This is a genomic window from Uliginosibacterium silvisoli, assembly GCF_036017035.1.
GTDB lineage: Bacteria > Pseudomonadota > Gammaproteobacteria > Burkholderiales > Rhodocyclaceae > Viridibacterium > Viridibacterium silvisoli.
Genome location: NZ_JAYXHS010000003.1, coordinates 485,161 through 497,719 on the forward strand (window position 1 = coordinate 485,161; position 12,559 = coordinate 497,719).

Consider the following 12,559-nt stretch of genomic DNA (forward strand, 5'->3'; position numbering starts at 1 on the left):
CCAGAGGAACACGAAAATGCAGAATATTCAGACACTGGAAAAGACGGCTCAGGACACCCCGCACACCGGCGGCGGCTGTGGCAAGCCGGAATGCGGCAGCGGCGGTTGTGGCTCGAAAAAGAAGAGCAGTGCCGAGCGCAAGATCTGGGAGATCCGCACTGAAGAGCAGCCCTACGCCTTCCTGCAGGACAAGACCCACGCACCCGCCAACCGCTACGGCCAGAAGATCGACCTGATCGAGCACACCGAAGGCGTGCTGCCCGTCGGCCGCTCGATGTTCATCAACGAGAACCCGGCGGTCGGCACCAATCCCAACCGCAACAAGCAGCACGGCTTCTTCTTCACGGCCGACAACTGCATCGGCTGTCACGCCTGTGAAGCCGCCTGCAGTGAGAAGAACAACAACCCGCCGCACCTCGCCTTCCGCTCGGTCGGCTACGTCGAAGGCGGCAGCTTCCCCGACTACAAGCGCATGAACATCTCGATGGCCTGCAACCATTGCGATGACCCTGTGTGTCTGAAAGGCTGCCCGACGCGCGCTTACACCAAGCACGTCGAATACGGCGCTGTGCTGCAAGACCCCGAAACCTGCTTCGGCTGCGGCTACTGCACCTGGGTGTGCCCGTACAACGCACCGCAACTCGACCCGATCAAGGGCCAGGTGTCGAAGTGCAATATGTGCGTCGACCGTCTCGAAGTGGGTCTCAAGCCCGCCTGCGTATCGGCCTGCGTCGGCAACGCGCTGGACTTCGGTGTCATCGAGAACATCCCGGGCAACCGCGAACAGGCGCGTGTGGAGATCCCCGGCTTCCCGGCGCCGGAAATCACGCACCCCAACATCCGCTTCCAGCAGATCCGCGAGCTGCCGGACGAGATGAAGCGCACCGACTCGATGCCGCTGAAGTATCACAAGGACGAGAAGGGCCGCTACCGCCCGATGATCGACCAGAAGCGTGGCAAGGCTGCGCACTGGAACCTCAAACGCCTGTCTTCGCGCGAAAACCCGCTGGTGCTGTTCACCCTCTCGGCACAAGCCGCTGCTGGCGCCTTCGCCATTCCCTTCATCGGCGCACAGCTGGGTATCGAAGGCTTCGTGAATTTCCGTGCATCGGCGCTCTATGCGCCGCTCGGCATCCTCGCGTTCATGCTGGTGGCCTTCGGTCTGTTCATGTCGACAATGCACCTGGGCAAGCCGCTGCGCTTCTATCGCGGCTTCAACAACCTGCGCCATTCGCCTGTGTGCCGCGAAGGTCTGGGCGTGGCGATCTTCATGGCGACCCTGAGCATGCATATCGCCTTCAGCCTGCCGACCAATAGCGTCTTCCAGAGCGTCTTCACCAGCATCACCGGTGTGGATATCGCCAGCATCATCCCGGCCGGATTCGCCGCGCGCATGGCGACGATCTTTGGTTACATCGCGACTCCCGCCAGTGCCGTCGGCCTGTACTACATGAATCGCTGCTACCGCATCAAGGCGCGTCCGTTCTGGAATCACTGGCAGGTCGGCACCAACTTTGCCGGCAGTGCGCTGTCGCTGGGCTCGCTGGTGTCGGCCGCGATCATCGTGCCGACGCTGATCCTCGCCGGCCAGCACTACGAAATCGTGCTGGTGATGAGTGCCGTACTGCTGACCCTGGGTATGGCCCTGGAGGGCGCAGGCCACTTCTTCCACGCCCGTGCGATGAGCAACGCCGAGCACGAAGGCGGCGCGTCGTACTACATCCAGACGACGACCTTCGGCAAAACCTTCATGCTGCGCAATGTCTTGCTCGGGCTGAACCTGGGGCTGGCAATTGCCTTGCTGGTCAGCATGATCGGTGGCGGACACTTCGGTGCCCTCACGCTGGCCGCCTGGGTGTTGGTCGGCGCGACACTGCTGGCCACCAGCGTGATCGGCCGCGCACTTTTCTACGTGCTGGTGATTCCAACCACCATGCCTGGTGCGTTCTTCTGGAAGAACAAAGGCTTCGAAGAACACGCCCGCGACATCGGGCTCGCTCATATGCCGCAAGTCGGCGTGGTGCCCCTGACTCACTGATGCCTCTGTGGTCATTCCCGCTCAGGCGGGAATGACGAACCACCCCATGCAACTCGAAGACCTCCTCCGCAAGACCTGCCTCATCGGCCTGTCCTACTACGACGCCAATGGCGACCTGCTCAAGCAGTCGCAGTTCGCTGGCCAGGTTGCCAAAGTCGACCAGGAAATGGGCATCACGGTCAGCCTGCGTCACAGCGATCCCGACGCGAAGGCCGCCGAATTCATCCTCCCGCCCAATCTTGACGCCTGGTACAAGGCCCCGCGCGGGCACTTCCAGCACGCAGCCAGCGGCGTGGACATCATGAATCCCGACTTTCTCGTCACGTGGAGCATCTATCGCACACGCGAGGACACGGCCGAGGGCCAGCACGAGTGGTGGGACTGGGTGCCGAACACCACGCCGCCGCAAGTCGGTGGGCCACAGTAAGCTCACCCTCCCCTGCCCCTGGAACTGGGCATGCGCGTCGCCGCAGCCTGAGACGGACCCCGCTTTACCCTTGCGATCGATGATTTGTGCGCGGCGCAGCGGCCACGCCAATTGCCATGTGCCACGCAATTGCTACACTGCAACAATGCAGTGAACGCTTTGTGGCACTGCGCCTTCATCACGCATCGAATACCGTTCATGAATCAGCCAGCAAGTCCCGCATCTCCACTCGAAACAAAGTCCACCTGCTGTTACTGCGGCGTCGGTTGCGGCGTCATCATCGAGCACGATGGTCAGCAAATCACTGGTGTACGCGGCGATCCAGACCACCCGGCCAACTTCGGCCGCCTGTGCACCAAGGGCAGCACCCTGCATCTCACCGCGACGCCTGACTCGCAGGTCGTGCGCGCGCTCTACCCCGAGTTGCGCCCATCACGCGAGGCGCCACGTGCGCGCACCGACTGGGACACGGCGCTTCGCCACGCGGCCGACAAGTTCGCCACGGTAATCCGCGAGCACGGGCCGAATGCGGTTGCGTTCTACGTATCCGGACAATTGCTGACCGAGGACTACTACGTCTTCAACAAGCTCGCCAAAGGCCTGATCGGCACCAACAACATCGACACCAACTCGCGGCTGTGCATGAGCAGTGCCGCGACAGGCTACAAGCAGACCCTGGGCGCGGATTCGCCACCGGGCTGCTACGACGACCTCAAGCATACGGACTGCCTGTTCCTCGCCGGCAGCAATACGGCTTTCGCACATCCCATCCTGTTCCGTCGCATCGAAGACGCCCGCGCATTGAACCCGGCGATGAAGATGATCGTCGTCGATCCGCGCCGTACCGACACGGCCGAACAGGCCGACCTGCACCTGGCCCTGCTGCCGGGCACGGACATCGCCCTCTACAACGCAATGCTGCACGTGATGCTGTGGGAGGAGTGGATCAAGCCCGAATACATCGGCGCACACACAGAGGGCTTCGATGTGCTGCGCCGGACGGTGCGCGAGTACACGCCAGCGATGGCCGCTGAAATCTGCGGGCTGACGAAGAAGGAAATCGAGACGGCAGCGGAATGGTTCGCACATGGCGGTGACGCCAGCAAGGCCACCATGTCGATGTACTGCATGGGCCTCAACCAGTCGACGCATGGCACGCATAACAATGCAGCGCTCATCAACCTGCACCTCGCCACCGCACAGATCGGCAAGCCAGGCGCCGGCCCGTTCTCGCTGACTGGTCAGCCAAATGCCATGGGCGGTCGTGAGGTGGGCGGCATGGCCACCTTGCTCTCCGGACACCGCGACATGGACAACGCCGAGCATCGTGCCGAAGTCGCGAAGCTCTGGGGCATCCCCAGCGTGCCCGAACAAGCGGGCCTCACCGCCATCGAACTGTTCGATGCAATGGCGGCCGGCACGGTCAAGGCCGTCTGGATTTCCTGTACCAATCCTGCGCAGTCCATGCCCGACCAGAACCTCGTGCGCAAGGCGCTGGAAACCTGCGAGTTCGTCGTCGTGCAGGAGGCCTATCGCAACACCGAGACCGCGCGCTACGCCGACCTCTTGTTACCTGCGACCAGCTGGGGCGAGAAGACCGGTACGGTCACCAACTCCGAGCGGCGCATCAGCCGCGTGATCCAGGCCGTTCCCGCGCCGGGTGAAGCGCGCCACGACTGGGACACTGCAGTCGACTTCGCGCGCCGCCTGGGCAATGAGCTGGGCGACACCCACACATCGGCACTTTTCCCGTACACCAACGAAGAAGATATATGGAACGAACACCGGGAAAGCACTCGCGGGCGCGATCTGGACATCACCGGCTTGTCGTACGCCACCCTCGAACAGCAGGGGCCGCAGCAATGGCCCTTCCCGCAAGGCGCCAGCGGCGGCAAGGCCCGACTTTATGAAGACGGCATCTACCCGACAGCCTCTGGTCGGGCGAAGTTCGTCGCCACCGAGCACAAGGACACGGTCGAGAAGGCCGATGCGCGTTACCCGATCCGCATGACCACCGGCCGCTTGCGCGACCAATGGCACGGCATGAGCCGCACCGGCACCGTCGCCCGCCTGTACGCGCACGAAGCCGAGCCGATGATCCACATGCACGCGGCCGACATCGATCGGCGTGGCCTCAAGGACGGAGAGCTGGTGCGCGTGAAAAGCCGTCGCGGCGAGATCGTCGTGAAGGCGCTCGCCAGCGAAACCGTGCGCCCTGGGCAGGCTTTCCTGCCAATGCACTGGGGCAGCAACGCGCTCGGCGGCCTCGGCACGAACGCGCTGACCCTCAAGAGTTTTGATCCGTATTCGAAGCAGCCCGAGCTCAAGCACAGCGCCGTACAGATTTCCAAGTACGTACCGGGCGACTCCAGGCCCCTCGTCGCCATGCGCCGTGTGGAAGCAGGCACGAACGCATTGGAAGTGCTCGAAGAACTGCGCAAACAAACAGCAGACATGCCGCAGGCAGCGCTGACGATGATCGGCCGTGAAACGCCGGTCGTGGTGCTCAAGGCACAGACAGAAGCGCTCTCTGCCGACCAGCAACACGCGCTGGATGTCGCCCTGTCGCTCGCAGACGATACCCAATGCCTCAGCTATCAGGACAAGCGCCGCGACATTGCCAAGCGTGCCCGTATCGATAATAACAAGCTCGCCGCCGTGCGCCTGACAGGAGAGATCAAGGGCGCGGGCTGGCTGCAGGACATGATGGTCAATGGCGGCACCGCCACGCAGGCGCGGCAATGGCTGCTGGCACCGCTGGCCGAAGCCCCCACGGGTGTCACGGCGCGCGGCAAGATCATCTGCAGTTGTTTCGACGTGTCGGAGAACGAGATCAGCGCCGCGCTCAAGGCCGGTGAGTCGATGGAGCAAGTCCAGGCGCGTCTCAAGTGCGGCACCAATTGCGGCTCGTGCGTGCCGGAGTTGAAGCGGCTGCAGTCGCGGTAGCAGCACGCCAATATCTTCGCAAAGCGGGAACCCCGTAGCTTCAGCGCGGAAACGACGGACACGCACGCGTGTCCGTCATCAAGACTCACGTCAGCTTTTCTGCCCCTACACCACCGGCGGATCCGACTCCCGCGCAAACGAGCGATGACCCGCCAATGCCGTCTTGAATGCCGCCAGCGCCTCGGTGTACTCGCCGGCCTCTGCCGTGATCAGGGACGGATCAGGCGAACCGTCTGGCAGAGCCTCCGGCACCCCTGCTTTGGCAAGTAGTGACACGGCCTCGCCCAGCAGCAGGATCGGTTTGCAGTGGCGGTATTGCTGGCGCAGGAAGTCCAGCACGTGGGCGTCGCGCAACCACGCAGGCAGCGCCGCTTCGCCATTCGGGATGATGATTGCGTCATACAGCACGGCAGGCCCGGCTTCGAGTGTGATTTCCACGTCCAGCGTACTGCCGTCTGCAGCTGCGACGCCGCCGAGCATGCTACCCACCAGACGCGGCACCGCGCCTTCGGCGAGCAGGTCGGCATGAATGGCACGCACGGCATCGCCATCGACGCCCGGTGCGACCAATATCGCGACCTTGCGCGTCTTGATGCCGGTCTCGCCGGGGCGATGCAGCAAGGACAGCGCGGGTGAAGGGGCGTACTCGGGAATCGGCAGCGAGGATGCCAAAGGCATGGGCTCGGGCACCTCAATCCCCAGACCTGCTGCCACGGCTTCGGCCAGCACGGGGTTCACGTTGGCAAGCATCGAGACCACGCGCTGACGAATCGCCACGGTCTGCACGCGCGTCAGCTCGAAGCGGAAGGCAGCTGCGATGTGCTGCTTCTCGGCGGGTGTCTGGCTCTCCCAGAACAGTCGCGCTTGCGAGTAGTGATCGGCGAACAGTTCCGGCTTGCCACGCACCTTGTCTTCCGCAATCGGCTGCGGAAAACTCGTGAAGCCTTTGGCTCCCGCCTGGAAAGGGCAACCACCGCCCAGCGAGTTGGGCTCGTAGTTCACACGACCACGATTGATGGTTTGCCGATGCATGCCGTCACGCTGGTTATTGCTGACGGAGCTGATGGACGAATTGATCGGAATCTCGTGGAAATTCGCGCCACCGAGACGGCTGATCTGCGTATCCAGGTAGGAGTGGATGCGCCCTTGCAGCAGAGGGTCGTTGCTGAAGTCGATGCCCGGCACTATGTGCGCCGTGCAGAAGGCGACCTGCTCCGTTTCGGCGAAAAAGTTATCCGGATTGCGATTCAACACCAGCTTGCCGACGGGCCTGAGCGGCACCAGTTCTTCGGGCACCAACTTGGTGGCATCGAGCACATCGAAGTCGAATGCATCAGCGTCCGTCTCGGTAAAAATCTGCAGGCCCAATTCGTATTCCGGAAAGCTGCCGCCTTCGATGGCCTCCCACAGATCGCGCCTGTGGAAATCGGCATCTGCGCCGGATATTTTCGCGGCTTCGTCCCACACCAGTGAGTGCGTGCCGGCCAGCGGTGTCCAGTGGAACTTGCAGAACACGGACTCGCCCGCCGCATTGACGAGGCGGAAGGTGTGCACGCCAAAGCCCTGCATGGTGCGATAGCTACGTGGAATACCGCGGTCCGACATGGCCCACAGCAGCATGTGGGTGGACTCCGGCATCAGCGACACGAAGTCCCAGAAAGTGTCGTGCGCGCTAGCCGCTTGCGGCATGCCGTGATGTGGCTCGGGCTTGACCGCGTGCACCAGGTCCGGGAATTTCATCGCATCCTGGATGAAGAACACCGGGATATTGTTGCCGACCAGATCCCAGTTGCCCTCCTCCGTGTAGAACTTGACGGCAAAGCCACGTGCGTCGCGCACCGTGTCCGATGAGCCGCGCTCCCCGGCGACCGTAGAGAAGCGCACAAACACCGGCGTGCGCTTTCCCGCTTCGGCGAAAGGCGCGGCACGTGTCACGTCGGTCAAGGCTTCGTACGCCTCGAAATAGCCATGTGCAGCGGAGCCACGCGCATGCACGACGCGCTCCGGGATGCGCTCGTGATCGAAGTGCGTGAGCTTTTCGCGGAGGATGAAGTCCTCCATGGCAGTCGGGCCACGCAAGCCGACTTTCAGCGAATTCTGATTGTCGGCAATCGGCACGCCCTGATTGGTTGTCAGCACCTGTCCGCTGGCATCGGCACGCACACGATCGAGCGAACCGATGGTCGCATTGACGCCTGGCGCGGGCTGACCGTTGCCCACCTTGGGAGAGTCGAGAATCTCGGTCGAGGTACTGCCGCCTGCCGCATTACTCGCGGGCTGGGCGGTCGCACCTGGCTGTGGTGCGCGCGCGGCCTCGCCGTATTCGCCCGCCTTGGTCGGGTTGTTCGGGATGGCGGCGGCAAGCGCCTGGCTCGCCACCGTTTTCTCCAGCAGCCTGTCCTGGATTGCGTCTTTGCCGCCCAGCGTGTCCGGCGGCGCAGCCGATGGGCCAGAGACTGTACTCAGTATGGATCCTGCACCTGCAATCGACGCAGGCTGTTTCTTTTTGTTCGGCATGACGACCTCAGAGGAAAGTGAACCAACGGCAAGACGGCAGCAATGCCAAGCCCTCGCCTTGCACCGCGTGTGCAAGCGAGGGCCACGAGCATCGGAGAACCGGAATCAAACGACGGCGGGATGCTTGCGCGCTTCCATCTGCTCACCCAGTGAGACCAGATCAAGGCTGGTCTTCTTCACCTTGGGGAACATCTCTTCTTCCTCTTCCTTGACGTGATGCTCGATCAGTTCTGACAGCACCTTCACCTTCGCGTCGTAGAGGTCCTCGCCCGGATCCATCTCCTGGATCTGCGCGATCAGATCCTTGGCACTGGCGTGCTCGACGATGGCTTCGTCCATCATGTCGCCGTCCTTGATGGCCGCACGCACCGCCGGGTAGAAGATTTCCTCTTCGATCTGCGTGTGCAGGGTCAGGGCCTCACAGATCTGATCGGCCAGCTTCTTCTTGCTCGCCTTGGAACGATCGGAAAGGCCTTCGAATTTTTCAAACAGTGCTTTCACTTCCTTGTGGTCCTGAACCAGCAAGGTCACGGCGTTAGTGGATTTCATGACGAGCTCCTCAAAGATTTTGTGTACCAGGCTCAAGTCGGCGACTACATGTCTGTGATGCGCTTGGCCCTTGCATATGGATCGATAAAAAGCGGCCCATGCCCTATGTCAGCAAGCAGCGTGACCAAGGAAGCTCGAGCGGAAATATTTCTTTGCGGATTCAATGAAGATGCAGCAATGGCAGACGCGGCAGGCGATGGAATATTTCCATGGCATTGCCTGTATGTGGCGCAAGAGAAAAGACATCCGCGGATGCCTGGGTGTGTGGGTACAGCGCAATTGCTGACGCGGTAGAAACTGACGAAGTCAGTCGGGATGGACGAGGAGAAGTCGAAGCTGTGACCGACAGCGATGGTAGAAAGGTAAGCGTCGCCGAAAGGATCGCTCAGTCTGCTACTTTCGGAGCTCCGCGTCGCAACGGACGAGAGCGTGCCAGGCGAGACGACGGTGCCCCTGGATGCTCACCGGCGCTCAGGACGAGAAACGCCGCCAGCAAGATTCCAGACCCGCGGCCACGCCTGTTTGCACTGGCCGATGCCTTCCACCAACGCATCCGCAATCTGCCTGCTACAAGCGGGAGGGCAAATGGTCGGCAGCAATGCGCATGCCTGGAGGGCATTGAGAGGACGTCGAAGGGACATTGAAAGGGCGGGGCCAGCGCTGCGCTCGTACCCCGCCGGTAGCACTATGCCTTGCGTGACTCGATTTCTGCACGCAAGCGCTCTTCCCGCTCGCGCAATTCAGGTGTGAACTCCGCGCCGAAGTCATCCGCCTCGAACACCTGCCGGATCTCGATTTCAGCTTCCGTGCCGGGCATGGGGTTGGGACAGCGCTTGACCCACTCGATGGCCTCTTCCTTCGACTTGAGGTTCCACATCCAGAAGCCGGCGATGAGCTGCTCCGTTTCGGCGAAAGGGCCTTCGGTCACGATGTGCGTGCCATTGGCAAAGCGCACGCGCGCGCCCCTGGAGCTGGGGTGCAGGCCCTCGCCTGCCTCCATCACGCCGGCTTTCACCAGCTCTTCGTTGTACTGACCCATGGCAGTCAGCAGCGCCTCGCTGGGCATGACACCGGCTTCCGAGTCCTTGCTGGCCTTTACGATGATCATGAACTTCATGGTGTCTCTCCTATCGGATCTGTAGAGATTTCGTGTGCAGCCGGTGTGCGTGTGCGGATCATCAGACCGCCCAGCAGCGCTGCGAGTGCCGCAAAAATACCGCCAACGAGGAAGGCTGCCTGGTAGCCCCCGTTTAGCGCTTCCAGCGTGCTGGCACCGCCTGCTTGCAAGGCAGTCGTGCGTGCAGCGGCGAGACTGGCCAGCACGGCCAGACCGAGCGCGCCGCCCATCATGAAACCGGTGTTGACGACACCCGAGGCCAGCCCCGACTCGCTCGGCTCGACATCGCTCATCGCCGCCAGCAAGACCGGGTTCAAGGCGATACCTGCACCGAATCCGGACAACAACATGCCGGGCAATACGTGAATCATGAAGCTGCCTCCCACCGGCGCGTGCGCAAACAGGAACAAGCCTGCAGCTGCCATCAACAAGCCGACGGCCAGCGGCAGACGCAAGCCGAAGCGCATCACCAGCCAGGCCGATATGCCAAGCGAGCAACCAGCCATGATGAGGTTGGACGGCAGGAAGCCGAGGCCGACCTGCATCGGTGTGTAGCCGAGCACCAGCTGCATGTAGAGCGCCGAGATGAAGAACCACGCAAACATCGCCGCCGCCCACAGGATGCCCACCACATTCGCCACCGACACATTGCGCAGACGGAACAGGCCGAGTGGCATCAGCGGATGTTGCACGCGCGCCTCGATGGCGATGAACACGGCAAACAAGGCTGCCGCTGCGCCCAGCAAAGAGAGTGTCTGCGTCGAAGTCCAGCCCGCTTCATTGCCATTGACGATGCCATACACGGCAAGCATCAGCGAAATCGTCACCGTGATCGCGCCGCCAACATCGAGCCGTTCGCCTTTCGCCTGACCCGGTGCGTTGGGTAGCAGCGCCACACACAGCGCATAGACGGCAGCGCCAATCGGCAGATTGACGAGAAAGATCCAGTGCCAGCTCAGCGTGCTCGTGAGCAGGCCACCCAGCAATACACCGACGCTGCCGCCCCCGGCGCAGACAAAGCCATAGACACCCATCGCCTTGGCACGCTCGGCTGGTTCGGTAAACAGATTCATGATCAGCGACAAGGCCACTGCCGACACCACCGCACCGCCCAGGCCCTGCGCCGCACGCGCTGCGATCAGCAGCACCTGGGAGTTGGCCAGTCCGCACACCAGCGAAGCTGCTGTGAAGAACACGAGGCCGGACAGGAACAACTTGCGATGCCCATAAAGATCACCCAGCCTGCCACCCAATAGCAGGAAACCGCCAAAGGTCAGCATGTAGGCATTCACCACCCACACCAGCGACGTCTCGGTAAAACCAAGATCCGTACGGATCGACGGCAGGGCCACGTTCACGATGGTCGTGTCGAGCACGATCATCAATTCACCGAGGCACAAAACCATTAGCGCCAACCAGCGCTGTCTGCTTGTCATGAAAACCACTCTCCTGATTGGCGAAGCGCCGCAGGCAATCCTGCGACGCTTCGCATGTGAGGCACCAACGGCTTGTTGCTATGCAGGCGGCGTTGCCGACGTGTCCATCCAGAAAGCGCCCCAGATGTGACCATCGAGATCCGCGAAGTCTCGGCCGTACATGAAGCCAAGATCCTGGACGGGATTGATGTCGGCGATGCCTCCGCCTTCCAGCGCCACCTTGTTCATTGCATCGACCTCCTCGCGCGACTCGCACGAGATATTGAGCCCGACCTCGCTGGACGTCTTCGGCGGAATCGGGCGCGTGGTAAACGTGCGCCACTTTTCATGAGACAGAAGCATGACGCTGATGGTCTCGCTACATCTCATGAGCGCTCCACCATCGCCCGAGCACTGTGGATCGTTGACGAAACCCAGGGCGCTGTAGAAAGCCTGTGACGCTTCCAGATCGGCGACGGGCAGGCTGATGGTGATCGTTCGCGACATTGATGCGCTCTCCTGTTGGTGGATGGATACGTGTCGTCACATCACGATCACATCGGCACCGGAATGATCACCATCCAGCCCAGACCGAACTTGTCCTCAACCATGCCGAAGCGTGGCGAGAAGAAGGTCTTGGAGAGTGGCATCTGCACCTTGCCGCCCTCGGCCAATGCGTTGAACACGCGGTCAGCTTCTGCCTCATCCTTGACGCTGATCGACAAGGTGACGCCCTGGAATTTCGGCTGACCTGCGCAGTAACAGTCGGACGCCATGATCACGCTGTCGCCGATGCGGAAGGACGCGTGCATGATTTTCTCGGGCGGCACTGTCATGCCGGGCGGTGACGGCTCGGGTGACTCGCCGACGCGCATCAGGAACTCCTGCTTCGCGCCTATCGCCTTGACGTAGAAATTGACCGCTTCTTCGCAACGGCCATCGAAATTCAGATACGGTTGAATCAGCATCACGTTCTCCTTCCACTACGTTGATCAAAGGGGCTTGCGCATCAGCCCATATCGGCCAGATGCTGTTCGAGGCGATCCATCGTCTGGCGGTTGCCTTCGATGGCCCCGTAGGTCTTGACCTTTTCGCACGCCTCGACGGATGCGAACAACATTTTCATGGTGAGGCGCGTCTTACCTCCGACGTCTTCGAAATCGACCGTCACATGGAAGCTGATGTCTTCCGTGCCGTCATCGCCGCCGTGCGTGTACACGAGCCGCTCCGGCTTCTTCACCTCGATGTAGACGATCTTGTTCGGCCAGTCCTTGCCGTCCGGCCCGTGCATCATGAAGCGCCAGACACCGCCGGGCGCAACGCTCATCTCGTACGTCTCGTTGCGGAACCCGGTCGGGCCCCACCACGCATCGATGTGCTTCTGTTCCGTCCAGGCACGAAAGACCAACTCGCGTGGAAAAGCCAGCTCCCGGGTGATGCTGATTTCGCGGTCGGATGTATTGCTGGTGTTCATGGTTCTTCCTGATCTTGTTGGGTGGTGTCGGGCCTTGATTCACGCTGCCTCACCCGGCACGGCCCGGAAAGCTGGC

Annotated in this window: 10 protein-coding genes; 3 read left to right on the forward strand and 7 right to left on the reverse strand. The window is 61.9% G+C overall.

Annotated elements, in window-relative coordinates; translation table 11 throughout:
- Positions 1-16: 16 nt before the first annotated feature.
- From VVD49_RS16890 to VVD49_RS16900, 3 genes are all read left to right on the forward strand, one after another.
- Positions 17-2,038, forward strand: coding sequence for a DmsC/YnfH family molybdoenzyme membrane anchor subunit (locus VVD49_RS16890; protein WP_327600378.1), 2,022 nt, complete (start codon positions 17-19; stop codon positions 2,036-2,038).
- Positions 2,039-2,069: 31 nt separating this feature from the next.
- On the forward strand, positions 2,070-2,465 hold the full coding sequence (locus VVD49_RS16895) for a hypothetical protein (RefSeq protein ID WP_327600379.1): 396 nt from the start codon (positions 2,070-2,072) through the stop codon (positions 2,463-2,465).
- A gap of 198 nt (positions 2,466-2,663) precedes the next feature.
- Positions 2,664-5,411, forward strand: coding sequence for a nitrate reductase (locus VVD49_RS16900; RefSeq protein WP_327600380.1), 2,748 nt, complete (start codon positions 2,664-2,666; stop codon positions 5,409-5,411).
- A gap of 105 nt (positions 5,412-5,516) precedes the next feature.
- Here VVD49_RS16900 and VVD49_RS16905 read toward each other — a convergent pair whose 3' ends face one another.
- The 7 genes from VVD49_RS16905 to VVD49_RS16935 all read right to left on the reverse strand — a co-directional run bounded on the left by VVD49_RS16905 (position 5,517) and on the right by VVD49_RS16935 (position 12,483).
- Complete coding sequence (locus VVD49_RS16905; protein WP_327600381.1) at positions 5,517-7,928, reverse strand: catalase; 2,412 nt, start codon at positions 7,926-7,928, stop codon at positions 5,517-5,519.
- Between the two features lie 105 nt (positions 7,929-8,033).
- A complete protein-coding gene (locus VVD49_RS16910; protein WP_327600382.1) occupies positions 8,034-8,477 on the reverse strand; it encodes a hemerythrin domain-containing protein in 444 nt (147 codons plus the stop codon).
- 685 nt (positions 8,478-9,162) lie between these two features.
- Positions 9,163-9,594 (reverse strand): YciI family protein, encoded by a 432-nt coding sequence (locus VVD49_RS16915; protein WP_327600383.1) that lies wholly within the window; start codon positions 9,592-9,594, stop codon positions 9,163-9,165.
- A complete protein-coding gene (locus VVD49_RS16920) occupies positions 9,591-11,030 on the reverse strand; it encodes a DHA2 family efflux MFS transporter permease subunit (RefSeq protein ID WP_327600384.1) in 1,440 nt (479 codons plus the stop codon). The genes VVD49_RS16915 and VVD49_RS16920 overlap by 4 nt, the downstream gene beginning before the upstream one ends.
- 78 nt (positions 11,031-11,108) lie before the next feature.
- On the reverse strand, positions 11,109-11,516 hold the full coding sequence (locus VVD49_RS16925; RefSeq protein ID WP_327600385.1) for a VOC family protein: 408 nt from the start codon (positions 11,514-11,516) through the stop codon (positions 11,109-11,111).
- Positions 11,517-11,563: 47 nt separating this feature from the next.
- Positions 11,564-11,977 carry a VOC family protein gene (locus VVD49_RS16930; protein WP_327600386.1) on the reverse strand — a complete coding sequence of 138 codons (414 nt, stop codon included), beginning with the start codon at positions 11,975-11,977 and terminating at the stop codon, positions 11,564-11,566.
- 41 nt (positions 11,978-12,018) lie between these two features.
- A complete protein-coding gene (locus VVD49_RS16935) occupies positions 12,019-12,483 on the reverse strand; it encodes an SRPBCC family protein (protein WP_327600387.1) in 465 nt (154 codons plus the stop codon).
- Between the last annotated feature and the right edge of the window lie 76 nt (positions 12,484-12,559).

Excerpts from the sequence above, each read along its gene's own strand:
- VVD49_RS16920 (WP_327600384.1), bottom strand. The coding sequence starts at position 11,030 with ATGACAAGCAGACAGCGCTGGTTGGCGCTAATGGTTTTGTGCCTCGGT.
- VVD49_RS16905 (WP_327600381.1), bottom strand. The coding sequence starts at position 7,928 with ATGCCGAACAAAAAGAAACAGCCTGCGTCGATTGCAGGTGCAGGATCC.
- VVD49_RS16930 (WP_327600386.1), bottom strand. The coding sequence starts at position 11,977 with ATGCTGATTCAACCGTATCTGAATTTCGATGGCCGTTGCGAAGAAGCG.
- VVD49_RS16925 (WP_327600385.1), bottom strand. The coding sequence starts at position 11,516 with ATGTCGCGAACGATCACCATCAGCCTGCCCGTCGCCGATCTGGAAGCG.
- VVD49_RS16895 (WP_327600379.1), top strand. The coding sequence starts at position 2,070 with ATGACGAACCACCCCATGCAACTCGAAGACCTCCTCCGCAAGACCTGC.
- VVD49_RS16890 (WP_327600378.1), top strand. The coding sequence starts at position 17 with ATGCAGAATATTCAGACACTGGAAAAGACGGCTCAGGACACCCCGCAC.
- VVD49_RS16935 (WP_327600387.1), bottom strand. The coding sequence starts at position 12,483 with ATGAACACCAGCAATACATCCGACCGCGAAATCAGCATCACCCGGGAG.
- VVD49_RS16910 (WP_327600382.1), bottom strand. The coding sequence starts at position 8,477 with ATGAAATCCACTAACGCCGTGACCTTGCTGGTTCAGGACCACAAGGAA.
- VVD49_RS16900 (WP_327600380.1), top strand. The coding sequence starts at position 2,664 with ATGAATCAGCCAGCAAGTCCCGCATCTCCACTCGAAACAAAGTCCACC.
- VVD49_RS16915 (WP_327600383.1), bottom strand. The coding sequence starts at position 9,594 with ATGAAGTTCATGATCATCGTAAAGGCCAGCAAGGACTCGGAAGCCGGT.